This window comes from Hydrogenophaga sp. SNF1 (genome assembly GCF_034421675.1).
Lineage (GTDB): Bacteria > Pseudomonadota > Gammaproteobacteria > Burkholderiales > Burkholderiaceae_C > Hydrogenophaga > Hydrogenophaga borbori.
This window is the reverse complement of the sequence record NZ_CP139793.1, coordinates 3,265,038-3,288,919: the sequence shown is the minus strand read 5'-3', so window position 1 is coordinate 3,288,919 and position 23,882 is coordinate 3,265,038. Positions and strand designations below refer to the sequence as shown.

The 23,882-nt window shown below is 70.5% G+C and carries 20 protein-coding genes; 9 read left to right on the top strand and 11 right to left on the bottom strand.

Annotated features, from left to right (window positions below):
* Nucleotides 1-2 precede the first annotated feature (2 nt).
* Nucleotides 3-767, top strand: a complete 765-nt coding sequence (locus tag SOM08_RS15725; protein WP_322469281.1) for a hypothetical protein — start codon at nucleotides 3-5, stop codon at nucleotides 765-767.
* Between the two features lie 22 nt (nucleotides 768-789).
* On the opposite strand, the gene SOM08_RS15720 is transcribed toward SOM08_RS15725, so the two are convergent.
* From SOM08_RS15720 to SOM08_RS15700, 5 genes are read right to left on the bottom strand one after another with little or no spacing between them, the layout of a single operon-like run.
* On the bottom strand, nucleotides 790-1,113 hold the full coding sequence (locus tag SOM08_RS15720) for a hypothetical protein (RefSeq protein ID WP_116960355.1): 324 nt from the start codon (nucleotides 1,111-1,113) through the stop codon (nucleotides 790-792).
* Between the two features lie 40 nt (nucleotides 1,114-1,153).
* On the bottom strand, nucleotides 1,154-1,936 hold the full coding sequence (locus SOM08_RS15715; RefSeq protein WP_322469280.1) for an SDR family oxidoreductase: 783 nt from the start codon (nucleotides 1,934-1,936) through the stop codon (nucleotides 1,154-1,156).
* Between the two features lie 16 nt (nucleotides 1,937-1,952).
* A complete protein-coding gene (locus SOM08_RS15710) occupies nucleotides 1,953-2,885 on the bottom strand; it encodes a LysR family transcriptional regulator (protein ID WP_116960357.1) in 933 nt (310 codons plus the stop codon).
* A gap of 53 nt (nucleotides 2,886-2,938) precedes the next feature.
* On the bottom strand, nucleotides 2,939-4,282 hold the full coding sequence (locus SOM08_RS15705; RefSeq protein WP_116960358.1) for a sensor histidine kinase: 1,344 nt from the start codon (nucleotides 4,280-4,282) through the stop codon (nucleotides 2,939-2,941).
* Nucleotides 4,279-4,950, bottom strand: a complete 672-nt coding sequence (locus SOM08_RS15700) for a response regulator (RefSeq protein WP_116960359.1) — start codon at nucleotides 4,948-4,950, stop codon at nucleotides 4,279-4,281. The genes SOM08_RS15705 and SOM08_RS15700 overlap by 4 nt, the downstream gene beginning before the upstream one ends.
* Before the next feature lie 92 nt (nucleotides 4,951-5,042).
* Here SOM08_RS15700 and SOM08_RS15695 point away from each other — a divergent pair, with 92 nt between their 5' ends.
* Nucleotides 5,043-5,426: a hypothetical protein gene (locus tag SOM08_RS15695; RefSeq protein WP_070397596.1), complete on the top strand. Its 384-nt coding sequence runs from the start codon at nucleotides 5,043-5,045 to the stop codon at nucleotides 5,424-5,426.
* A 128-nt stretch (nucleotides 5,427-5,554) separates the two neighbouring features.
* Here SOM08_RS15695 and SOM08_RS15690 read toward each other — a convergent pair whose 3' ends face one another.
* Nucleotides 5,555-7,303, bottom strand: a complete 1,749-nt coding sequence (locus SOM08_RS15690; protein WP_116960360.1) for a DEAD/DEAH box helicase — start codon at nucleotides 7,301-7,303, stop codon at nucleotides 5,555-5,557.
* A 249-nt stretch (nucleotides 7,304-7,552) separates the two neighbouring features.
* Between SOM08_RS15690 and ettA the strand changes: the two genes are divergently transcribed.
* The 3 genes from ettA to SOM08_RS15675 all read left to right on the top strand — a co-directional run bounded on the left by ettA (nucleotide 7,553) and on the right by SOM08_RS15675 (nucleotide 11,925).
* The gene (gene ettA, locus SOM08_RS15685; RefSeq protein WP_070397598.1) at nucleotides 7,553-9,214 is read left to right on the top strand and encodes an energy-dependent translational throttle protein EttA; all 1,662 of its coding nucleotides are present in this window, start codon (nucleotides 7,553-7,555) and stop codon (nucleotides 9,212-9,214) included.
* Nucleotides 9,211-9,771 (top strand): DUF1415 domain-containing protein, encoded by a 561-nt coding sequence (locus SOM08_RS15680; RefSeq protein ID WP_116960361.1) that lies wholly within the window; start codon nucleotides 9,211-9,213, stop codon nucleotides 9,769-9,771. The genes ettA and SOM08_RS15680 overlap by 4 nt, the downstream gene beginning before the upstream one ends.
* Before the next feature lie 90 nt (nucleotides 9,772-9,861).
* Nucleotides 9,862-11,925, top strand: a complete 2,064-nt coding sequence (locus tag SOM08_RS15675) for a DUF1631 family protein (RefSeq protein WP_181936550.1) — start codon at nucleotides 9,862-9,864, stop codon at nucleotides 11,923-11,925.
* Here the strand turns inward: SOM08_RS15675 and SOM08_RS15670 are convergent.
* Nucleotides 11,922-13,316, bottom strand: coding sequence for a TAXI family TRAP transporter solute-binding subunit (locus tag SOM08_RS15670; protein ID WP_245981074.1), 1,395 nt, complete (start codon nucleotides 13,314-13,316; stop codon nucleotides 11,922-11,924). The genes SOM08_RS15675 and SOM08_RS15670 overlap by 4 nt on opposite strands.
* 127 nt (nucleotides 13,317-13,443) lie before the next feature.
* Between SOM08_RS15670 and SOM08_RS15665 the strand changes: the two genes are divergently transcribed.
* Nucleotides 13,444-14,277, top strand: coding sequence for an undecaprenyl-diphosphate phosphatase (locus tag SOM08_RS15665; RefSeq protein ID WP_116960363.1), 834 nt, complete (start codon nucleotides 13,444-13,446; stop codon nucleotides 14,275-14,277).
* Nucleotide 14,278: 1 nt separating this feature from the next.
* Here the strand turns inward: SOM08_RS15665 and SOM08_RS15660 are convergent, their stop codons facing one another.
* From SOM08_RS15660 to mutS, 4 genes are read right to left on the bottom strand one after another with little or no spacing between them, the layout of a single operon-like run.
* Nucleotides 14,279-16,237 carry a PAS domain S-box protein gene (locus SOM08_RS15660; RefSeq protein ID WP_322469279.1) on the bottom strand — a complete coding sequence of 653 codons (1,959 nt, stop codon included), beginning with the start codon at nucleotides 16,235-16,237 and terminating at the stop codon, nucleotides 14,279-14,281.
* A gap of 58 nt (nucleotides 16,238-16,295) precedes the next feature.
* A complete protein-coding gene (locus SOM08_RS15655) occupies nucleotides 16,296-17,126 on the bottom strand; it encodes an alpha/beta fold hydrolase (RefSeq protein WP_116960365.1) in 831 nt (276 codons plus the stop codon).
* Nucleotides 17,127-17,147: 21 nt separating this feature from the next.
* Nucleotides 17,148-17,975: a proteasome-type protease gene (locus tag SOM08_RS15650; RefSeq protein WP_116960366.1), complete on the bottom strand. Its 828-nt coding sequence runs from the start codon at nucleotides 17,973-17,975 to the stop codon at nucleotides 17,148-17,150.
* Nucleotides 17,972-20,584 carry a DNA mismatch repair protein MutS gene (mutS, locus tag SOM08_RS15645; protein ID WP_116960367.1) on the bottom strand — a complete coding sequence of 871 codons (2,613 nt, stop codon included), beginning with the start codon at nucleotides 20,582-20,584 and terminating at the stop codon, nucleotides 17,972-17,974. Before mutS ends, SOM08_RS15650 begins: the two co-directional genes overlap by 4 nt.
* Nucleotides 20,585-20,892: 308 nt before the next feature.
* Between mutS and SOM08_RS15640 the strand changes: the two genes are divergently transcribed.
* Genes SOM08_RS15640 through SOM08_RS15630 form a run of 3 tightly spaced genes read left to right on the top strand, consistent with a single transcriptional unit; the run spans nucleotide 20,893 to nucleotide 23,878 of the window.
* Nucleotides 20,893-21,654 carry an endonuclease/exonuclease/phosphatase family protein gene (locus tag SOM08_RS15640; RefSeq protein WP_116960368.1) on the top strand — a complete coding sequence of 254 codons (762 nt, stop codon included), beginning with the start codon at nucleotides 20,893-20,895 and terminating at the stop codon, nucleotides 21,652-21,654.
* A gap of 17 nt (nucleotides 21,655-21,671) precedes the next feature.
* Nucleotides 21,672-22,904 (top strand): cardiolipin synthase ClsB, encoded by a 1,233-nt coding sequence (clsB, locus tag SOM08_RS15635; protein WP_322469278.1) that lies wholly within the window; start codon nucleotides 21,672-21,674, stop codon nucleotides 22,902-22,904.
* Nucleotides 22,901-23,878: a lysylphosphatidylglycerol synthase domain-containing protein gene (locus tag SOM08_RS15630; RefSeq protein WP_322469277.1), complete on the top strand. Its 978-nt coding sequence runs from the start codon at nucleotides 22,901-22,903 to the stop codon at nucleotides 23,876-23,878. The genes clsB and SOM08_RS15630 overlap by 4 nt, the downstream gene beginning before the upstream one ends.
* Nucleotides 23,879-23,882: the final 4 nt, after the last annotated feature.

The following is a 23,882-nucleotide window of genomic DNA, read 5'->3' as shown; positions in this document are numbered from 1 at the left end:
ACATGATGATGCGAACCGGCTGGATATCGATCGCCGCGATGGCGTTGACCATCGCCTCGGGGCCCGTACAGGGGCAGGAATTGTCAAACGGCGCGGGCCCATCAAACACCGAAACAACGGAACTGACGATTGATCTGCCCGCGTGTAAGCGCGACATGCAGGCTTGGAAGGTGTTTTCTCCGAGAAAATTGGATATTGATCCGAAACTATGGAATGACCCGTACTTCAAGAAGCGAATCGAAGAGTCCGATGCGCGATGGCGCAAGGAGGATGTTATCGACGTGACCTGGGTGGACATCGACGGTGACGGCTGGTGCGATGCAATCACTTCTGGCGATAAGGAACCCTACAAGAACGCCAAGGGAAAACCTACCTTGCTGTTTCAGCCGCGAGCGATCTATATACGGACAGGCCATGGCTTCATCCCATTCCGGGAAGGCATGATCACAGAACAATACGAAGGCAGCTCTTTCACCATCTACTGGGACACCCAATCCCATTCCGCTGTCATCTTCACTCGCGTATACCAAGGCAACGCCGTCGGCGGCATCGGCGAGGGGTCTGACGAATTCCATCTGCGCCAGATGCTGCGCGCCTCGTTCGCCGCCCACAAGGCCGGCAGGGCTGAAGAAGAGAACGACTACTACGTCGAAGTGGAGTCCTTCCTCTACACCACCCTACAAATCCCACGGGCCACCAGCAAGCGCATCTGGGCCGAAGAAGCCGAGCGCGCGGGCGTGGATTTGGCCTTCCCTTTCCTCAATTGAGCGCTCGGGCGCGCTGCACCTTTCACGGACTGCTGTACGGATCGCCTTTCGGCGAGGTGTCCGGGGGGCGCTGGGTATTGGCCTTGCCCGGCCAGCGCTTGTCGGGCTTGGGCACCTTGTCGAGGGCCTCGCCGGCCTTGTCCATGCCGCGTCCCCAGGACTGGAAGAACTTGTGCACGGGCGTGTCGCCGCGCGGGGCCTCGGCCGCCGGCGGCGGCGCGGCCTGGCGGGACGCCGGCGGGGGCGTGCGCTTGGGTGGGGTCGACGAGGCCTGGGCTGGGGCGGCGCCCACGGTGGCCATGAGGCCGGCGCCGGCCAAGGCGATCAAGAACGGCAAGCGCTTCATCGGGGACCTCGCAGGGGTGGGCGGTTGTGACGGCCAGACACTACACCGGCACCGTGTAGTTCAGCGCCATCCGCCCCCCATCCACCGTGACGATCTCGCCCGTCACGTAGCCCGCGGCGTCGCTCGCGAGCCAGGCCACCACGTCGGCCACTTCCTCGGGTTCGCCCAGGCGCTTCATGGGGGTTCGGCTGAGGATCTTGCGGCGCGCGTCGTCGCTGGTGAGCACGGCCTGGGCCGCCAGTTCGGTGGCGATGGTGCCCGGCGCCACCGCGTTCACGCGGATGCCGTGGTCGGCCAGGGCCAGCGCCATCACGCGCGTGAGCTGGTTGATGCCGCCCTTGCTGACGTTGTAGCTGGCGATGCTGGGGATGGCCATGACGCCGTTGACCGAGCTCATGTGCACGATGGCGCCGCGCACGCCGCCGTGCACCATGGCGCGCGCCACGGCCTGCGCCACCAGGAAGGCGCCTTTGAGGTTGACCCGCAGCACGGCGTCGAAGTCGGCTTCGCTGATCTCCAGGAAGTCGGCGGCCTTGAAGATGCCGGCGTTGTTCACCAGCACGTCGATGCGGCCGGCCTCGTCGAGCACCTGGGCCACCAGCCCGTCCACCTGCGCCTTGTCGCCCACGTCGCAGGCGACGAAGCGCCCGTTGAGTTCGCTCGCCAGCGCTTCGCCGGGCGCGCGCGCCACGTCGGCGATGACCACCCGCGCGCCCTCGCGCGCGAAGCGGCGCGCGCAGGCCGCGCCGATGCCCTGGGCGCCGCCGGTGACGATGACGACGCGGTCGTGGTGGCCGAAGTGGATGGCGTTCGGGTCGGTCATGGGTGTGTCTCCGTCATCAGCAGGCCATGCAGGTGGCCAGGGCCTGGTCGACGCGCGCGCGCGTCTGTTCGATGAGGTGGTCGAGGAAGACCTGCGTGCGCCGGGGCACGAACTTGCGGCTGGGCAGGGCGGCGTACATGGTCAGGCGGTTGGTGATCCAGGGGCTGAGCACGCGCACCAGGTCGCCGTCGGCCAGCAGCGGCGCGGCCAGCTCCACCGAGGTGGCGGTGATGCCCGCGCCGTCCAGCGCGGCGTGGATCAGGGTGTCGTTGTGGTTGGCCCAGACCACGGGCTGGGCGTCCACCTCCACCGCGCGGTCGCCTTCGTTGGCGTTGAGCAGGCGCCATTTGCGCGAGCGCCCGGCCGCCGGCTTGAGCCGCAGCAGGTCGTGCTGCGCCAGGTCTTCCGGGCGCTGGGGGTGGCCGCGCCGCGCCAGGTAGGCGGGCGAGGCCAGCAGGATGCCTTCGGTGCTGACCACCTTGCGCGCGATGACGTTGGCGTCGAAGCTGGCGTCGGCGCCGATGAGGGTGATGTCGTAGTCCTCCACCGGAGGCTCGCGGTGGGATTCGACCTCGATGTCGAGCCGGATCTTGGGGTAGGCCTGGCGAAAGCCCGCGAGCATGGGCGCGAGCACGTGCATGGCCAGCACGGGCGGCGCCAGCACGCGCAGCACGCCAGCCAGCTCCTGCGTTTGCGAGCTCACGAGCGCACTGGCTTCCTCCAGGTCGAGCAGGATCTGGCGCACGCGCTCCAGGTAGACCTCGCCGGCCTCGGTGAGCGAGACGCGGCGCGTGGTCCGGTGCAGCAGGCGGGTGCCCAGGTGTTCCTCGAGGTCGGCCACCAGGCGCGTGACGACGGCGGGGGAGAGGTCCAGTGCGCGCGCGGCGGCCGCGAAGCCGCCTTCGTCGACCACCCGTTGGAAGGCGCGCATGGAATGCAATCGGTCCATGGGATCGTTGTCTGGCCCTACAGGCCTTTAATTGTTGCGAAAACAGAAACAGTTTAACGCGACTCGGGCGCGGCGGGCAGCTCGACGCGCACGCTCAGTCCACCGCCCTCGCGCTCGGCGAGGGTGAGTGCGCCGCCGTGCTGCGCCACGACGCGCGCGACGATGGACAGGCCCAGGCCGCTGCCCGGGGCCGTCGAGCCGTCCAGGCGCACGAAACGGCGCGTCGCCCGCTCGCGGTCGGCCTCGGGGATGCCGGGGCCGTTGTCGTCCACCGTGAGCCGCACGCGCCCGCCCTCGGTGCGTGCCTGCACGTCCACGCGCCCGCCACGGGGGGCGTGGCGCAGCGCGTTGTCGACCAGGTTGTTCAGCAGCACGCGCAGGTCTTCCTCGTCACCCGCCACCCAGGCGGCGTCGCTGGGCGCCAGGCCCAGGTCGATGCCCCGCTGGTCGGCGCGCGCCGAGAACGCGGCCACCACCCCGGCGGCCAGCGTGTCCAGGCGCAGCGGGCGCGGCTCGCGCTCGCGCACCCCGGGCTCCAGCCGGGCCATCTGCAGCAGCTGCGCCACCAGGTGGGTGGCGCGTTCGATGCCGCGGTCGAGTTCGTCGAGCGCCGCCGTGCGCGTGGCCTCGCCGCTGCGCCGCGCCAGCTGGGCCTGCAGTTTCACCGCGGCGAGGGGCGTGTTGAGTTCGTGCGCCGCGTCGGCCAGCAGGGCGCGCTGGCTGCCCAGCAGGGCCTCGACGCGCGCCAGCAGTTGGTTGAGCGCTTCGCCCAGCGGCACCAGCTCCTCGGGCAGCGCCGCGGTGCCCACGGCGTGCAGCTCGCCGCCCTCGCGGCGGCGCAGGTCGCGGCCCCAGGCCTTCAGCGGCGCCAGGGCCTTGTTCACGGCGGCTTGCATCAGCAGCCACATCACCAGCACCAGGACGCCCAGCGGCGCGAGCAGGCCGGGCAGGAGTTCGCCGAAGCGCGCCAGCCGATCGGCGTTGGTGACGGCCACCTGCACGATCTGGTCGCGTTCGGCCAGGGTGTAGACCCGCCAGTCCTCGCCGTTCCAGTTCGCCACGTTCAGCCCCGGCGCTTGCAGCGGCGGCCCGCCCCCGACCACCGAGCTGTAGACCAGCCGGCCCTGGGCGGTCCAGATCTGCGTGGTGAAGTGGCCCAGGTCCTGGGCCGGACCCACGGGGGTGTCCGGTGCCGTGGTTGGGGACGGGCTGGCGGCGCCTGGTGGCGGCCGCAGGCCGTGGCGGACCACCGAGTAGGCGATCGATTGCAGCACGCTGTCGCGGGAGCGGTTGAAGCCGTCCCAGGCCAGCTGGTAGGTGATGAGGCCTTCCAGCGCGGCGGCGGCCACCAGCGCGCCGATCTGCCACAGCAGCAGCCGCTGGCGCAGGGACCTCATTGGGGGTCGACCGGTTCGACCAGCTTGTAGCCCACGCCGCGCACGTTGCGCACCCAGGCCGGGCCGAGCTTGCGGCGCAGGTGGTGCAGGTGCACCTCGACGGCGTTGCTGAGCACTTCGTCCTGCCAGGAGTACATGCGCTGCTCCAGCTGTTCGCGCGAGAGCACGTGGCCGGGGCGTTCCATCAGGGTGGCCAGCAGGTCGAACTCGCGCGGCGACAGCGCCAGGTGCTGGCCGTTCAGCGTGGCCTCGCGCCGCGGCGGGCTCAGCACCAGCGCACCCAGGCGCATCTCGGGCTGCGGGCGGCCATGGCGCCGGCGCGCCAGCGCGTGCACGCGCGCGACCAGTTCGTCCAGGTCGAAGGGCTTGGTGAGGTAGTCGTCGGCGCCCAGGTTGAGGCCGGCGACGCGGTCGCTCACGGCGTCGCGCGCCGACACCACCAGCACCGCGATGTCCAGCAGCTGCTCGCGCATCCAGCGCAGCAGCTGCAGGCCATCCTGGTGCGGCAGGCCGATGTCGAGCAGCAGCACCTCGTGGCCGCCGGCCTGCAAGGCGGCCTGCGCGGCCAGGCCGTCGCGCACCCAATCCACGGTGAAACCGGCCATGCCCAGGCCTTTTTCAAGGCCCTGGCCCAACATGGTGTCGTCTTCGGCAAGGAGCAGGCGCATGGTTTGGCGGGCAAAGAACCAAGTGTGCGCGAAAACGCGGCCCGAATCGACGGGGGCGCATCTGGTAGAAACCGGGCCTTTGCGGAGTCCCGATGAGCACCTTCACCCGCGTCATTCTGTTCACCGACACCGACGGCCGCGCGCGCTTTCGCGAAGAAGCGCTGGCGCTGGACGGCGGCTCGCCCGCCGCCCGCCTGTCGGCGCCGCAGCCGGCCAGCGGCCTGGTGCTGCGCGAAAGCCCGGTGGGGTTTCGCAGCCAGTTCCATTGCACGGACGCGCCGCAGTGGCTCATCGTGCTGCGCGGACGCATGGAAATCGGCCTGCAGGACGGCAGCAGCCGCGTGTTCGGCCCGGGCGAGCATTTCTACTCGGCCGACACCTTGCCCCCAGGCGCCACGTTCGATCCGGCCGTGCACGGCCACTGGAGCCGGCAACTGGGCGATGAGCCGCTGGTGACGGCCTTTGTCAAGACCTGACGCCGGCCGCGGCAGACGGACCGGGCACGTTTCGCGTGCTCCAACCCAGCGACACCGCGGAACCGGCTGTGCCGGCCCGCCGGTGCCGCCCCCTTGAGGGGGCGCGCTAAGCGCGGCGGGGGTGAGGCCTAGTTGTTGCCGATGCGGCCGTAGTTGGTGCGCAGCGGATCGACGTTGCCTTCGCCGCGCTGGCCGCCACCGCCACCCTTCTTGTTGTTGTTCTTCTTTTTGAACCGGTTGCTGGTGCGCATGGCGTCGATGCCGGTGCGCAGCGGGTCGGGCTGGCCGTTCGGGTTGGCCTGGCGCGGGCGCGGCTCGCGGATGCGCAGGCTGCCCAGGTGGGCGTTGGGGCCCGGCTGGCGCTCGTAGCCTTCCTCGCCCTCGGCGCGCGGCGGACGATCGCCGCGCGGCGGGCGCTGGCGCTGCTGACCATGGCCCTGACCGCCGCCACCCTGGCCTTGGTGCTGACCGCCCTGGCCGTTACCCTGCGGGCGCGGGCCCTTGGCTTTTTGCCCCTGGCCCTGGCCACGCGGCTGGCCATCGCCCTGGCCGCGGCCACCGCGGCCTTGGCCCTGGCCCTGACCTTCGCTGGACTTCTTCTCGCGGATGCGCTGCACCATCTCCTGGCGCGCGGCCTTGGCCGCGGCGGCCATCACGTCGCGGCTGGGCGGCTTGCCCGCGCCGCCCCAGAGGGTCTGGCGGCCCATGGCGATGGGCTCGGCCTTCTCGCCGGGCTCGGGCATGTACTCGGCGAACATCTCCACCGGGATCTGCTGCTTGGTGAAGCGCTCGATCTCCATCATGAAACCTTCTTCGTCCAGGCTCACGAGGTTGACCGCCTGGCCTTCGCGGCCCGCGCGGCCGGTGCGGCCGATGCGGTGCACGTAGTCTTCGCAGATGTTGGGGATGTCGTAGTTGACGACGTGCGGCAGCTCATCGATGTCGATGCCGCGCGCGGCGATGTCGGTGGCCACCAGGGCACGGATCTCGCCGCTCTTGAAGCCGGCCAGTGCCTGGGTGCGCGCGCCCTGGCTCTTGTTGCCGTGCAGCGCCATGGCCGTGATGCCATTCTTGTTGAGGTAGTCGGCCACGTTGTTGGCGCCGAACTTGGTGCGGGTGAAGACCAGCACCTGGCTCCAGTTGTGCAGCTGGATGATGTGCACCAGCAGCGACTTCTTCTTGCCCCGGCCCACCGGGTGGATCACCTGGGTGATGCGCTGCACCGTGGTGTTGCGCGGCGTGACCTGGATGTGCTGCGGGTCCTTCAGCAGGCCTTGGGCCAGGTCGCGGATTTCGTCGCTGAAGGTGGCGGAGAACAACAGGCTCTGCTTGCTCTGGGGCAGCAGGGCCAGCACCTTCTTCACGTCGTGGATGAAGCCCATGTCGAGCATGCGGTCGGCCTCATCGAGCACGAGGATCTGCACGGCCGACAGGTCGAGGAAGCCCTGCTGCTGCAGGTCGAGCAGGCGGCCCGGCGTGGCCACCAGGATGTCCACGCCGCGCTTCATGGCATCGATCTGGGGGTTCATGCCCACGCCGCCGAACACCACGGTGGACGACAGGTCCACGTGCTTGCCGTAGACGCGCACCGATTCCTCGACCTGGGCGGCGAGTTCGCGCGTGGGCGTGAGCACCAGGGCGCGGATGCCGATGCCGCCGAAGCGGTTGGCCGGGCGCTGGCCCTGGGAGAGGCGCTGCAGCATGGGCAGCGTGAAGGCGGCGGTCTTGCCGGTGCCGGTCTGGGCGCCGGCGAGCAGGTCGCGGCCCGCCAGCACGGCCGGAACGGCCTCCACCTGGATGGGGGTGGGCGTGTGGTACCCGTGCTCGTGCACGGCTTGCACGATGGCCGGGGCCAGGTTCAATTCTTCGAATGTCATTATGTGAATCTGCGCCCTTCCAGGGCGCTGGGGCATCGGCCACACGGGGGGCACCGCTCGGGTGCCGCCCCGCTCAGTCCGGGGCCGATGGATTTCAAGGGGAGTTGGCGGTGTCCGCGCGGGAGGCACGCCCCAGCAGGCAGCTGGTGTCGGGCCAACTGACGTGCCCGAACGGCCGTATTGTCGCATGGGTCGATAATCCGTGGTTTCGCGCGACGCCTCGCGCTGCAAATTTCCCACAGAAAGACCATGGCTCAGTACGTCTTCACCATGAACCGGGTCGGCAAGATCGTGCCGCCCAAGCGACAGATCCTCAAGGACATCTCCCTGTCCTTTTTCCCGGGCGCCAAGATCGGCGTGCTCGGCCTGAACGGCTCGGGCAAGTCCACGCTGCTCAAGATCATGGCCGGCCTCGACAAGGAGATCGAAGGCGAAGCGACCCCGATGCCGGGCATCCGCATCGGCTACCTGCCCCAGGAGCCCCAGCTCAATCCCGACCAGACGGTGCGCGAAGCCGTGGAAGACAGCATGGGCGAGGTGCGCGCCGCGCAGAAGCGCCTGGACGAGGTGTACGCGGCCTACGCCGAGGAAAACGCCGACTTCGACGCGCTCGCGGCCGAGCAGGCCCAGCTCGAGGCCATCATCGCCACCGCCGGCACCGACTCCGAGCACCAGCTCGAGATCGCCGCCGACGCGCTGCGCCTGCCGCCCTGGGACGCCAAGATCGGCCTGCTCTCCGGTGGTGAGAAGCGCCGCGTGGCCCTGTGCTGCATGCTGCTGTCCAAGCCCGACATGCTGCTGCTCGACGAGCCCACCAACCACCTGGACGCCGAGTCGGTGGAATGGCTGGAGCACTTCCTGCAGCGCTTCTCCGGCACCGTGGTCGCCATCACCCACGACCGCTACTTCCTCGACAACGCCGCCGAGTGGATTCTCGAACTCGACCGCGGCCACGGCATTCCCTACAAGGGCAACTACTCCAGCTGGCTGGAGCAGAAGGAAGCCCGCCTCGAGCAGGAACAGCGCACCGAGGACGCGCGCCGCAAGGCCATGAAGGAAGAACTCAAGTGGGTGCGCTCCAACGCCAAGGGCCGTCAGGCCAAGAGCAAGGCGCGCCTGGCCCGCTTCGAGGAGCTGAGCGACGTCGAATACCAGAAGCGCAACGAGACCAACGAGATCTTCATCCCCGTGGCCGACCGCCTGGGCAATGAGGTCATCGAGTTCAAGGGCGTGAGCAAGAGCTACGGTGACCGCCTGCTCATCGACAACCTGAGCTTCTCGGTGCCCGCGGGCGCCATCGTCGGCATCATCGGCCCCAACGGCGCCGGCAAGTCCACGCTGTTCAAGCTCATCACCGGCAAGGAGCAGCCCGACAGCGGCGAGGTCAAGATCGGCCAGACCGTGAAGATCGCCGCCGTGGACCAGAGCCGCGACGGCCTGGCCGGCGACAAGACCGTCTGGGAAGACATCTCCGGCGGCCTGGACATGATCACCGTGGGCAAGTTCCAGATGCCCAGCCGCGCTTACTGCGGGCGCTTCAACTTCTCGGGCGGCGACCAGCAGAAGCTGGTGAAGAACCTCTCGGGCGGCGAGCGCGGCCGGCTGCACCTGGCCAAGATGCTCAGCGAAGGCGGCAACGTGCTGCTGCTGGACGAACCCTCGAACGACCTCGACGTGGAAACCCTGCGCGCGCTGGAAGAGGCACTGCTGGAGTTCGCCGGCTCGGCCCTGGTGGTGAGCCACGACCGCTGGTTCCTCGACCGCATCTGTACGCACATCCTGGCCGCCGAGGGCGACAGCCAGTGGTTCTTCTTCAACGGCAACTACCAGGAGTACGAGGCCGACAAGAAGCAGCGCCTGGGCGAAGAGGGCGCCGCGCCCAAGCGCCCGCGCTTCAAGAGCCTGGCGTGACCGAAGAGCAGGTCGTCGCCGCGACGCGGCACTGGATCGAGAAGGCCGTCATCGGCCTCAACCTGTGCCCGTTCGCGCGCGCCGTGTGGGTGAAGAACCAGGTGCGCATCGTGGTGAGCACTGCGCGCCACGTCGACGGGCTGCTCGACGACCTGGACCGCGAGCTCGAGCTGCTCGCGGCCACGCCGCCCGAGCGGATCGACACCACGCTCATCGTCCACCCCACGCTGTTCCCCGACTTCGAGGTCTTCAACGACTTCCTCGGCGTTGCCGACGAGGTGGTGGCCGAGCACGACCTGGAGGGCGTGATCCAGGTCGCCAGCTTCCACCCCGACTACCGCTTCGAGGGCACCGAGCCCGACGACATCACGAACGCCACCAACCGCGCGCCGTTCCCCACGCTGCACCTGCTGCGCGAGGACAGCGTGGCCCGCGCCGTGGCCAGCGAGGGCGGCGACGCGGACGCCATCGTGGCCCGCAACATGGAAACCCTGCGCCGCCTCGGGCCTGAGGGCTGGCGCGAGCTGCTGTCGGCGCCGGGCGACACCAAGGCCTGAATTGCCGGGCCGGGCTGGCCTTTTCCACCCTTTTGGGACGATGGTTCGCGGGGCACAATGCCCCCGCCGTTCGTCGTCGATGCTTTTGCCATGCCCAATTCCCCGCTCCCGGCCCTTGACCTCTGCCTGAAGGAGGCACTGGACCAGTGCCGGCAATGGATTCCCGCCTGGATCGACCGCGTACACGGCCTGCTGCGCGAGCGGGAGCTGGCGCAGACCCAGGTCCACGAGCGCCAGGCCCTGCTGGAGGCCCACCAGTCGGTGCACCGCCAGCGCGACGCGGTGGCCCGCCACTGGCTGTCCGCCTTGGCCGACCGGCTGGAGCAGGCCCCGGCCGCGAGCGCGCAGGCGCGCAAGCCCGCGCTCAGCCTGGACGAACTCGAACTCATGGGCGATGACCAGGTGCATGAGCGCGTGGAGATCGCCCGCGCCCAGCAGACGGCCATGCTGTCGGCCGACGACGCCTTCAACGAATTCACCGCGCGCCTGTCCACCGCCCAGGGCTTCAAGGTGGTCAACGCCGAGCTCAACCCGCTGCGCGTGCAGGTGTTCGTCGAAACCCTGCTGTCCTCGCTGAAGGGCCTGGACGTGACGCCCGCCGCGCGCGCCCGCTGGCTGCGCGTGGGCGCCACGCCGCTGGGTGAATCGCTCGACGTGCTCTACCGCCACCTGAGCGCCTGGCTCAACGCCCAGGGCGTGCAGCCGGCCGGCTACGCGGTCGTCATGGCGCCCGAGTCGCGCGCCGTGGTCGAGGAAGAGCTCATGGGCCAGGACCTGCTCGAAGGCCCGATGAGCGACCAGGAGGCCCTGCTCACGCTGGACCACCTGCACCGCCTGTTGGTGGGCGACACCGAAGGCGGCGAGGGCGCGCGCCGCGCCAACGACGCCATGACCCGCGCCCTGGCCGGCGAGGTGGTGACGCTGATGATGCAGCGCATCGCCACCGACAAGCGCCTGCTCAAGCCGGTGCGCGGCCACCTGCAGGAAATGAAGCCGGCGCTGCTGGAGCTCGCCACGAGCAACCCGCGCTTCTTCGCCGACCGCAACAACCCCGCGCGGCGCCTGCTCGATGCCGTGACCGCGCGCAGCCTGGCCTTCACCAGCGAACAGGACGAGGGCTACAGCGGCTTCCTGCAGGAGCTGCGGCATGTGGTGTACGAACTGCGCCGCCCCGGCAAGACCGACCTGGCCGATCGCTTCCCCACGCTGCTCGACCAGCTGCGCCAGTCCGAGGACCGCGCCGTGCCGCGCGGCGAGCGCGAGGCGCGCGGCCGCGCCGTGCAGACCCTGGTGAAGGTGGAGCAGCGCAAGCTGCTGGCCGAGAAGATCGCCAACGAATTCCGTGCCCGGCCCGATTACCCCAGGACGCCGGGCCCGGTGCGCCGCTTCCTGACCGGCGTGTGGGCGCAGGTGGTGGCCAAGGCGCGCATCGACGAGGCCGACAACCCGCCGCTCACCTCCGGCGACCCCACCTCCAAGCGCTACGTCGACATCCTGTCCGATCTGCTGTGGTCCAGCCAGCTGGCGCTGGCCAGCCAGAACCGGCCGCGCCTGGTGCGCATCATCCCGCCGGTGCTGCGCACCCTGCGCGAAGGCCTGGACGCCATCGACTACCCGCGCGACAAGGTCGAGGCCTTCTTCCAGACCCTCATGGGCCTGCACGAGGCTGCCTACAAGACCCAGCGCAGCAGCGAGGCCGCACCCGCGCCGACCGAGGTCGACGCCAGCGTGTTCAACCCCGACGACGCCGAGCTGTGGATGCGCCAGCACGAGGCGAAGGCCACCAACTTCTACGACGACTCGCTGCCCGAGACCACGCAGCCCGGCTTCGCGGCCACGCAGCCCATGCAGCGCGAATGGGTCGACATCAAGGCCGGGATGGTGCTGCGCGATGCCACCTCGCTCGCGGTGGGCAGCTGGTTCGACCTGTACCAGGAAGGCCAGGCGCTGCGCGTGCAGCTCACCTGGGCCAGCCCGCACGGCACGCTGTTCCTGTTCGGCACCGCCTCGGGCAAGTCCATGTCCATGACGCGCCGCGGCGTGGACCGCCTGATCGAGCAGGACAAGCTGCGCGTGGTGGCCGACCACAGCGTGGTCGACGAGGCGCTGGACGCGGTGGCCCAGCAGGCCCTCAAGAACTCGGGCAAGCGTTAGTCGACGCGATCCGCCGCCGCGCGGGCTGGCGTTCCCTCGTCCTGGGGGTCGCTGCCGCCGCTGTCCCGGCGGCGCAGCAGTTTCTTGCGCACCAGGTGGATGTTGTTGCGCAGCGCGTACAGCTCGTCGGTGTACGACAGCGGCACCACCACCTTCTCCACCTTGGCTTCCATGCCGTCGAGCTGCTCCAGCAGGTCGTCGGGCGTGGCGCTGCCCGACTCGGCTCGCTGCTCCACTTCGCGCAGCTCCGCGTACCAGCGGAACACGCGCGAGCGGATGCGAAAGGTGTAGAGCGGCGGCACGATGCGCGAGAGCGGCAGCGCCAGCGCGATGATCAGGCCCAGCGCCAGCCACATGCGCTCGACGACGCTGGCCGCCCAGAACGGCAGGTAGCGCTGCAGGAAGGGCAGGCCGCCTTTGTAGGCGCGCTCGGCCTCGCCCGCCGCGGGGAATTCGCTGTGCTCCAGATTGGGGTACTCGCGCGCGCGGTTGAACCAGCCGGCGCCGCTGTGCACCTCCATGGCCGTCTGCGCGAACAGCTGCAGGATGGCGGGGTGCGTGTCCGAGCGCGCCAGCAGCGAGGTGGTGGAGGCCACCAGGCGCACATTGCGCGGTGGCACGTTGCGCGCCAGATCCACCATGCCCTGCGGCATGGTCACCGGCGTGAGGTAGCCGAAGCGGCGCGAATAGGCCTCGGCCTGGGCGAAGTCCAGCAGCTTCACGCCCGGGGTCTGCAGCAGCATCTGCACCATCAGCGATTCGGGCGCCGAGGCGAACACCACGGCGTCGAGCTGGCCGTCCAGGAAGGCCACGGTGGCCGGGGTCTGCTCCAGCCGGCTCAGCGTGATCTGGCCGGGTTCGATGCGGTTGACCTCCAGCAGGCGGTTGAACAGGCGCGGCACGCCGCTGCCCGGCGTGCCGACGTTGACGCGCCAGCCCTTGAGCTCGGCCAGGTTGCGCACCGTGCCATCCCTGGGGCCGAGCTTGCGAGCCGCGGCCTCGCGGTAGAACAGCCAGAGCGGTTCCACGAACAGGCTGCCCAGGGAGACGATGCTTTCGTCGTCGTCGTAGCCCATGTCGGCGGTGCCGCCTTGCACGAAGCCCAACTCCACCGTGCCTTCGCGCAGCCGGTCCAGGTTGTCGGCCGAGCCTTCGGTGCGCACCAGCTCCACCGTGATGCCGTGGCGCTTGAGCGCTTCGGCGTAGCGCTGGCCAAAGGTGTCGTAGGCGCTTTGCTCCGGCCCGGTGGCCAGCACCACCCGCGTGGGCGGGTTGGGCTTGAGCCACCACCAGGTGAAGGCCACCAGCGCGATGGTGATCAGCACGATGGGGCTGCCCGACAGCAGCATCTCCTTGAGCGAAATCAGCGTGTAGCGCAGGGTCTTGGGCATGATGGCCGCGAACATAGCACGCGGCCGCGCGGGCGGCGGTTGCGCTTTGTTTCCCGCCGGCGGGCTGCGGCCGGCGCGCCACCTAGAATGCCCGGCTGCCCAACCGCGTTCTCCGAACCCCCACCGCATGGACCCGATTCTGCTGATCAAGGCCGCCCTCATGGGCGTGGTCGAAGGCCTCACCGAATTTCTGCCCGTCTCTTCCACGGGCCACCTCATCCTGGCGGGCCACCTGCTCGGCCTCACGGGCGAGAAGGTCAAGGTCTTCGAGGTCGTCATCCAGACCGGCGCCATCCTGGCGATCGTCTCGGTCTACGCCCAGCGCATCCTCGACACCCTGCGCGGCCTGCCCACGGGCGACGCGGTGGCGCGCCGTTTCACGGCCAACGTGCTGATCGGCTTCCTGCCGGCGGCGGTGCTGGGTTTCCTGTTCATCGGTGTCATCAAGGGCGTGCTGTTCCACCCCTTCGTGGTGGCGGCCGGCTTCATCGTCGGCGGCTTCATCATGCTCTGGGCCGAGGCGCGCCAGGCGCGCGGCGCGCCGGTGCGCGTGGACACCGTGGACGACGTGCGCTGGAGCGACGCGCTCAAGGTCGGCCTGATTCAGTGCGCGGCCCTGGTGCCGGGCGTGAGCCGCTCGGGCGCCACCATCATCGGCGGCATGCTGGTGGGTTACAGCCGGCGCGCGGCGACCGAGTTCAGCTTCTTCCTTGCGCTGCCGGTGCTGCTGGGCGCGGCCACGCTGGACCTCTACAAGAACCGCGAGCTGCTGTCCATGGCCGACCTGCCGTTCTTCGCCACTGGCCTCATCGTGTCCTGGCTGTCGGCCTGGGTGTGCGTGCGCTGGCTGCTGCGTTTCGTCTCCTCGCACACCTTCGTGCCCTTCGCCTGGTACCGCATCGCCTTCGGCGTGCTGATCGCGCTCACCGCCTGGGGCGGCTGGATCAACTGGACGGCCTGATTCAGGCCTGCGGCTGCAGCGTGAAGTAGAAGCGCGCGCCCTGGCCCGGCGCGCTCTCGGCGCGCAGCTCGCCGCCGTGGCGCAGCACGATGCGCCGCGCCGTGGCCAGGCCGATGCCCAGGCCGGCGAATTCCTGCGGCAGGTGCAGCCGCTGGAAGGGCTGGAACAGCTTGCCCGCGCGCGCCATGTCGAAGCCCGCGCCGTTGTCGGCCACCACGAACTCGCGCCGACCGTCGCGCTCCTGCATGTGCAGATGGATGGCCGCCCGCTCGGTCTGGGCGCTGTACTTCCAGGCGTTGTGCAGCAGGTTCTGCAGCAGGGCTTCGATCAGTGGTTCGTCGGCCAGGGCCACCAGGCCCGGCTGCACCGACCACGTCACCTGGCGCTCGGGCGAGGTGGCCGCCAGCTCGCGCAGCTGCCGCGTGGCGATGGCCGACAGGTCCACCGGCGCGCGCTGCAGTTCGCCGCGCGCCATCTGCGACAGCTTGAGCAGGCCGTCGATGAGCTCGCCCATCTTCTTGCTCGCCTCGCGGATGCGCGCCAGGTGGCGGTGGCTTTCGGCCGGCAGCGCCGGGTTGTCTTCCTTCAAGGCCTGGGCGAAGCCGTTGATGATGCGCAGCGGCGAGCGCAGGTCGTGCGCGACCGCGTAGGAGTAGCTCTCCAGCTCGTCGTACGCGGCTTTCAGGGCCTGGGTGCGCTCGCGGATGCGCTCCTCCAGCGAGGCGTTGAGCTGCTGGATCTGCAGCTCCGCCCGCTTGTGCTCGGTGATGTCGAGCAACATGCCCAGGCCGTGGGTCACGCGGCCGGTGGCGTCGCGCTCGAACTCGGCCCGCACCGAGACCCAGCGCCAGTCGCCCGTGAGGTTGAGCTGGTACTGGATGTCGTAGGGCCGGCCGAGCCGGAAGGCGTCGGCCCAGGCCTGCTGCATGCGCTCGCGGTCGTCGGGGTGGGTGGCGGCCACCATGTCCAGGTCGCTGAACACCGAGCGTGGAATGCCCATGATCACGTGCGCGTTGCCCAGCGAGGTGAACTCGCGCCGCGCCGCGTCGTAGCGCCAGCCGGCCATCTGGGCCAGTTCCTGCGCCTGGGACAACAGCCGTTCGCTGGTGCGCAAGGCCTCCTCGGTGGCCTTGCGCTCGGTGATGTTCTGCACCACCGCGATCTCGTAATCGGGCGAGCCATCGGCCTTGCGGATCAGGGCGACCGACAGCAACACCCAGACGATGTGGCCGCGCTTGTGGAAGTAGCGCTTTTCCATCGTGTAGTGGTCGGTTTCGCCGCGCAGCACGCGCTGCATCTGCGCCAGGTCGGCCGCCAGGTCGTCGGGGTGGGTGTAGTCCTTCCAGTGGGTGCGCGCCAGTTCCTCGCGCGTGTAGCCCAGCAGCTCGCAGTAGCTGCGGTTGATGCGGATCCAGCGGCCGTCGGGGTGGGTGTGCACCACGCCGGTGGCGCTGTTCTCGAAGGTGTCGAGCATGCGATGGTGGCTGGCGCGGGCCTGCTCCATGCTGGCCTGGAGCTCGCGCGTCTGGCGTTGCATCAGCGCGATGGCGCCCACCACCACGAGTTGCGTGAGCAGGTGCCAGAAATTGAGCCAGAAGGCCTCGTGGGGGTCGCTGATGGCGAAGCTGAAATAGGGCTTCACCAGGAGGAAGTTGACCGCCGCCATGCCCAGCAGCGTGCTGAGCATGCCGATGCGAAAACCCCCGTAGAGCGCGCAGACCGCGGCCGCCAGCGTGAGGGTGACGAAGCGCCCGCCGCTTTCTGCCGGCGCCAGCGCCACGCGCAGCCAGGTGGCGGCGGCGGTGAGCAGCACCGCCACGCCGATGCGCAGCCACCAGGGGTGGCGGTGCGGGTTCCAGGAGGTGAGCAGAAGGCGCAGCCGGCGCAAGGCCCGGGCGCTGGCGGTGTCGGGGGTGGCGTCGGCGGGCGGGGCGTCGTCGGTGGTCACGGCGGCGAGCATATATCGATGGGGGGCCTCCACCATCGGGGGCGATACGGGGGTGCTCCGGCGCCCTCGCTCAGGCCATCGCGGCCAGCAGCTCGTCGATGGCGGCGGCCGTTTCCTGGGGCCGCTCCATCGGGAACAGGTGCGAGCCTTCGATCAAACGCTGGCGCGCCTCGCCACCGCGGCCCAGCACGCGGCGCGTCATGGCCATGCCCACCTGCTGCATTTCTTGCGAGCGGGTGCCGCCGATGAAGCCGACCGGGCAGCGCAGCGGGTGGCGGCGCAGCAGGCGGTCCAGGTTGTGGGGCAGTGTGTTGTAGATGGCCGTCTCGACCTCGCGGTCGAAATTCAGCACGCGCTGCGGGCCCTGGGGCGTGTCGGCGTCGTGCATGCCGTGCTCGATGTAGTCGCTCAGGCACTGAGGGTCCCAGTGCGCGAAGGCGCGTTTGTGGCGCAGGTGCTCCAGCGCGGAGGCCGCGTCGGGCCAGGCCTGGCGGCGCTTGCGGCTGATGCGCCCGGGCGAGACCGAGCCCACCAGCTGCGTGCGCTTGACCAGCTCCAGCGTGCGCGCCCGCCAGCCGCCCAGCAGCGGCGAATCGATCAGCAGCACGCCGCGCACGCGCTGGCCGCCCAGTTCGGGGTGGCGCGCCGCGCACATGAGGCTGAGGAAGCCGCCGAGCGAATGGCCCACCAGCCAGGGGGGCTGGCCCGTGCGCGCCACCTCGGCGGCGGCGAAGTCGGCGAGCTGCTGCACCAGGTGCGGCCAGTTGCTGGTGACCGGGTAGCGCGGGTCGTGGCCGAACTGCTCCACCGCGCGCACGGTGTGGCCGCGCGCGCGCAGCGAGCGGAACAGCGCCTGGTAGGTGCCCGCGGGAAAGCTGTTGGCGTGGGAGAAGACGATCACGCCGGGTTCTCTCGCATCGCCTTAGATGAGGCGCTCGCGCGGGTTGGTGATCTTCTTGAGCGGGCCCAGGCGCTCGCTGTCGCAGATCAGCGGCACACTGGTCTGGCTGCCGTCCCAGGTGGGGTGCTCGATGTCGTCGAAGGCTTCGCGCAGCTTGCGGCCCCAGGTGCTGCGCACCATGCGGAAGTAGGGGTTGTTCTCTTCGATGCAGACGATTTTGTCGATGCGCAGGGTGTCGGCCTCGTACAGCGCCATGTCCAGCGGCAGGCCCACCGACAGGTTGGACTTGAGCGTGGAGTCCATGGACACGAGCGCGCATTTGGCCGCCTCGTCCAGCGGCGTCTCGGGCGTGATCACGCGGTCCAGCACGGGCTTGCCGTACTTGGACTCGCCGATCTGGAAGAAGGGCGTCTCTGCCGTGGCCTCGATGAAGTTGCCGGCCGAATAGACCTGGAACAGGCGCATGCCCTCGCCGCGGATCTGGCCGCCGAAGATCAGCGAGACATTGAAGTCCACCCCCGCGCGCTGCAGCGATTCGCCGTCGCGCTGCCACACGTGGCGCACCGCCGCGCCGAGCACGCGCGCCGCGTCGAACATGCTGCGCGCGTTCCAGATGGTGATGGGCTCGCCGCCCTCGTGGTCGTCGAGTTGCTCGGTCTGCAGCATCTCGCGCACCGACTGGGAGATGCTCAGGTTGCCCGCCGACAGCAGGCACATGAAGCGGTCGTCGGCCTTCTCGTAGACCATCATCTTGCGGAACGAGCTGATCTGGTCGAGGCCCGCGTTGGTGCGCGAGTCGGACAGGAAGACCATGCCGGCCTTGAGTTTGACGGCGACGCAGTAGGTCATGACGGGCTCCCGGCCTCGGTGGCGGCGTGTTGGGCGAGCTTCTTCAGCTGGTAGAGCTGGTCCAGCGCGTCGCGCGGGCTCAGCGTGTCGGGGTCGATGGCGGCCAGGGCGGCCACCAGCGGGTGCGGTTCGGGCGCCTCGGCCGCGGGTGGCGGCGCGAACAGGTCCACCTGGGTCTGCTGTTCGGCGCTGTGCGCCTCCAGCGCGGCCAGGGCGTGCCGGGCGTGCTGCACCACCGGGGCGGGCACGCCCGCCAGCCGGGCCACCTGGATGCCGTAGCTGCGGCTGGCGGGGCCGGGCTCGATCTGGTGCAGGAACACGATGCCCTTGCTGCCACCCTCGGCCGCGCTCACGTGCACGTTCACGGCGGCGTGGTGCGTGGCGGGGAACTCGGTGAGTTCGAAGTAGTGGGTGGCGAACAGCGTGAAGCAGCGCGCCTTGTCGTGCAGGTGCGCGGCGATGCCGCCGGCCAGCGCCAGGCCGTCGAAGGTGGAGGTGCCGCGGCCGATCTCGTCCATCAGCACCAGGCTGTTGGGCGTGGCGGTGTGCAGGATCTGCGCCGCCTCGGTCATCTCCACCATGAAGGTGGACTGGGCGTTGGCCAGGTCGTCGGCCGCGCCGATGCGGGTGTGGATGGCGTCGATGGGCCCCAGGCGGCAGGACTGCGCGGGCACATGGCTGCCCATGCTGGCCAGCAGGGCGATGACCGCCACCTGGCGCATGTAGGTGCTCTTGCCACCCATGTTGGGGCCGGTGATGACCTGCATGCGCGCCTTGGGGCCCAGCACCGTGTCGTTGGCGATGAAGGCGCCCGCGCCGGTCTCGGCCAGGCGGGCTTCCACCACCGGGTGGCGACCGCCGCGGATCTCGATGCCCGGTTCGCTGCCGAAGCTGGGCGCGCACCAGTTCAGCGTGAGCGATCGTTCGGTGAGCGCGCACAGCGCATCCAGCGCGGCGAGCGCGCGCGCCAGGGTGGTGAGCGGGTCGATGAAGGCCTGCAGGCTGTCGAGCAGGCCTTCGTACAGCCATTTCTCGCGCGCCAGCGCGCGCTCCTGCGCCGACAGCGCCTTGTCCTCGAAGGCCTTGAGCTCGGGCGTGATGAAGCGCTCGGCGTTCTTGAGCGTCTGGCGGCGCTTGTAGTCGTCGGGCACGCGGTCCAGCTGGCCCTGCGTGACCTCGATATAGAAGCCGTGCACCTTGTTGAACTGCACGCGCAGGTTGGCGATGCCGGTGCGGGCGCGTTCGCGCGCCTCCAACTCGATGAGGAAGGCGTCGCTGTTCTGCTGCAAGCCGCGCAGCTCGTCGAGTTCGGCGTCGAAGCCGTCGGCGATGACGCCGCCGTCGCGCACCAGCGCCGAGGGGTCGCTCAGCAGGGCGCGCTGCAGCAGCTCGGCGCAGCCGGCGGGCGGCTGCAGATGGGTGGCCAGGCGGGCGAGCAGGGCGTCGGTGCCCAGCGGGGCCAGGGCCGACGCGAGCTCGCCGGCGCGACCCAGGGTCTGGCCCAGGCCCACCAGCTCGCGCGGCTTGGCCTGTCGCAGCGCGATGCGCGCGGTGATGCGCTCGACGTCGCTGCAGCCCTTCAGCCGCTCGCGCAGGCGCTGCCAGGGGCCCGCGCGCAGCACGCCGATGGCGCCCAGGCGTTCGCGCGCCTCGGCGCGGTCGCGCCGGGGCTCCAGCAGCCACTGGCGCAGCGCGCGGCTGCCCATGCCGCTGGCGCAAGTGTCGAGCAGGGAGAAGAGCGTGGGGCTGCTCTCGCCGCGCAAGGTCTGCACCAACTCGAGGTTGCGGCGCGTGCTGGGTGGCAGGTCGATGCGCTCGTCGATGCGCGCCACTTGCAGGCTGCGCACATGGGCCAGCGCGCGGCCCTGGGTGTGTTCGGCGTAGGCGAGCAGGGCGCCGGCGGCGGCGTGCGCGTCGCCCAGGTCCTCGGCGCCCCAGGCGGCCAGGCTGGCGGCCTGCAGCTGCTCGAGCAGCTTGCGCTGGCCCAGCGCGGCGTCGAAGGCCCAGGCCGGGCGCAGCACCGTGACCAGCTTGCCGCCCTGCGGCGTGGGCGCCCCGGCCAGGGCCATGACGCGCTGCTCGAAGGCGGGCGTCGTCTCGGCGCTGTAGAGCAGCTCGCCGGGCGCCAGGCGGGCCACCCAGTCGGCCAGTTCGTCGCTGGCGCACTGGGCCAGGAACACGATGCCCTGCGTGAGCGACAGCCAGGCCAGGCCGCAGCCCGTGCGCGCGCCCGCGTGCACGGCCATCAGCAGGGACTCGCTCTTGTCCGACAGCAGTTCGGCGTCGGTCAGCGTGCCGGGCGTGACCACGCGCACCACCTGGCGCTCCACCGGCCCCTTGGCCGTGGCCACGTCGCCCACCTGCTCGCAGATGGCGACCGACTCGCCGAGCTTGATCAGCCGCGCGAGGTAGGTGTCCACCGAATGGAAGGGCACGCCGGCCATGACCACCGGCTTGCCGGCCGATTGGCCGCGCTGCGTCAGCGTGATGTCCAGCAGCCGCGCGGCCTTTTCGGCGTCCTCGTAGAACAGTTCGTAGAAGTCCCCCATGCGGTAGAAGAGCAGCGTGTGCGGATGCCCGGCCTTGAGGGCCAGGTACTGCTGCATCATGGGGGTGTGGGCGGCCAGGGAGTCGGTCACGGTCGGCGAGCGGGAGGCGGGCGAAAACAGCCGAACACTGTAGCCGATCGCCCCGGGGCCCCTGGCGCCGCGCGGCCCCCGCGGCGCCCGATGCGGCCCCCCTCGGCGCCCGATGCGGCGCTTAGCACCCTCAGCCGAAATGTCAATCAGCCGGCAGGCTGCGGCCGGCTGCGCCGGGGGCGCATTTACCGGTGGTTGCCCCGGCCCCCCGCCGGCGCGCGCACCATGGATGGCCTCACGAACAAGACGTCGCCGGGCGCGACTGGAAGGAGTGTGCAATGCCCGTGCAGAGAGAGCGGGGGAGCCTGCGTGTGCTGACGGTGAACATCCACAAGGGGTACAGCTTTTTCAAGCGGCGCTTCGTGCTGCACGAGTTGCGCGAAGCCGTGCGCGCGGTGCAGAGCGACGTGGTCTTCCTGCAGGAGGTGCGCGGCGGCGGCGAGCCGGATGAGCGGCACCCCGGGGTGTCGCAATACGAGTTCCTGGCCGACAGCATCTGGAAGGACCACGCCTACGGCCGCAACGCCGTGGCGCCGCGCGACAGCTACGGCAACGCCGTGCTCTCGCACTTCCCCATCGTCAAGAGCCGCAACCACTGTCTCTCGGGGCCGCGCACCATGCCGCAGCGCGGTGTGCTGCATTGCGTGGTGAGTCACGGCGCGCTGCCCGCCCTGCACCTGATGTGCGTGCACCTGGGCCTGCTGGAGCGCGATCGCCAGGCGCAGATCGCCGCGCTGCGCGAGGTCATCGACAGCGAGGTGCCGCCCGGCGCGCCCCTGATCGTGGCGGGCGACTTCAACGACTGGCGCCAGCGCGCGGACGCGCGGCTCGCGCGCATCGGCCTGAGCGAGGTGTTCCGCCAGACCCAGGGCCGGCACGCGTGCAGCTTCCCGGCCGCCTGGCCGTTGCTGCGGCTCGACCGCATATACGTGCGTGGCGTGGCCTCGGTGCGGCCGCTGCCCATGCCACGCCATCCCTGGTCGCGCCTGTCCGACCACGCGCCGCTGGCGGCGGAGGTTCGCCTCGGGGAGGCCGCATGAACACGGCCACCCGTTCCATGAACTCACGCTGGCTGCCGGGCAATCGCATCGAGCTGCTGTGCTGCGGCGAGGACTACTACCCCCGCGTGTTCCAGGCCATCGACGCGGCGAAGCACGCCGTGCTGATCGAGACCTTCATCTGGTTTGACGATTCGGTGGGCCGCGAGCTGCGCGCCGCGCTGATGCGCGCCGCCGAACGCGGCGTCGAGGTCCATGTGCTCGTCGATGGCTGGGGGTCGCCGGACCTGGGCGCGGAGTTCACCCAGGGCCTGCTCGACGCCGGCGTGCGGCTGCGCGCCTTCGAGCCGGTGCGCCGGCTCTTCGGCGCGCGCATCAACATGCTGGGGCGCATGCACAACAAGCTGGCCGTCGTCGACGGGCGCGTGGCCTTCGTGGGCGGCATCAACTACTCGCGCGACCACGTCATCGGCCTGGACCCGCAGGCCAAGCTCGACTACGCCGTGCGCCTGGAAGGGCCGCTGGTGGAACAGATCGAGGCCTACTGCCGCACCAAGTTGAACACGCCACAGCCCCCGCGCGAGATGTGGCTGCAGCGCTGGCGCCGCTTGCGTCAGCGCCGCCACGCGGACGACTCACCGCGACCCGACGAGGGCGCGGTGGCCGCCTTCGTCACGCGCGACAACGACCGCCACACCACCGACATCGAGCGCCATTACCGGGCCGCCATCCGCAGCGCGCGCTCGCGCATCCTCATCGCCAACGCCTACTTCTTCCCGGGCTATCGCCTGGTGCGCGACCTGCGCCGCGCGGCGCGCCGCGGCGTGCGCGTGGACCTCATCCTGCAGGGCAATCCCGACATGCCCTGGGTGCAGCGCGCCACCATGCTGCTGTACGAACACCTGCTGCGCGCGGGGGTGCGCATCCACGAGTACACCGAGCGCCCGCTGCACGCCAAGGTGGCCGTCATCGACGACCACTGGGCCACGGTGGGGTCGAGCAACCTGGACCCGACCAGCCTGAGCCTGAACCTGGAAGCGAACGTGGTCGTGCGCGACCAGGCCTTCGCCGCCGTGCTGCGCGACACGCTGGACCAGGTGCTGCGGCGCAGCTGCGAGCCCGTTCGCCTGTCGCGACCGGGCCGGCTGCGCTCCGCCTGGATCGTGCTGCGCAGCCTGGTGGTGTTCCATGCGCTGCGGCGCTTCCCGGCCTGGGCCCGCTGGGCGCACCATGCGAGGCCACGCGTGGTGCCCGTTCAACCGGAGCCCGCCCCCATGCAGGGGGGACGATGACCCCGGGCCGGGCCCTCAAGCGCCTGTGGCCGCAGGCGCGCCGCTGGCTGCCCTGGCTGTTGGCGGCGGCGGTGCTCTATCTGGTGGCGCAACAGGCGCGCGAGGTGGAATGGGCCCGGGTGTGGGCCTCGCTGCGCGAGCTGCCGCTGGGCGTGGTGTCCGTGTCCGCGTCGCTGGCCCTGTGCGCCCACACCCTGTTCTCCTGCTACGACCTGATCGGGCGCCGGCTGGCGCGCGCGCGCATCACGCGCGCGCGCACCCTCACGGTGGCCGCCATCGCCTACGCCTTCAACCTCAACTTCGGCGCGCTGATCGGCGGCGTGGGCATGCGGCTGCGCCTGTACACGCGGGCTGGCCTGTCGGCGGGCACGGTGGGACAGATGGTGACGCACAGCTTCATCGCCAACTGGCTCGGCTGGTGCTGGGTGCTGGGCACGGTGCTGGTGTGCTCGCCCCCGCCGCTGCGGATCGAAGGGGCCCCGGGCGCGGGCGCGCTGCGCGCGCTGGGCGCCGTGCTGCTGCTGGTGGCCGTGGGCTACCACGCGCTGTGCCTGTTCGGCCGGCGCACGGCGCTGCGCTGGCGCGGCCACACGCTGCCGCTGGCGGGCGCCCGCGTGGCGCTGGTGCAGGCGGCGATGGGCGCCACGGTGTGGATGCTGATGGCGCTGAGCCTATGGAATCTGCTGCAGGGCCGCGCGCCGTACCCCCTGGTGTTGGGCGCGCTGCTGCTGGCCGGCGTGGCGGGGGCGCTGACGCACGTGCCCTCGGGTCTGGGGGTGCTGGAATCGGTGGTGGCGGCGGCGCTGGCGGGCGTGGTGCCGCTGAACGAGGCGCTGGCGGCGGTGCTGGCCTACCGCGCGGCGCACTACCTGATGCCGCTGGCGATCGCCCTGCCGGCGTATGCGTGGAGCGAGTGGCGGCCGGCGGCCAGGTCCGGCGACGCGCCGCGGCCACCGCTGGACGTTCCGCCCTGAGCCC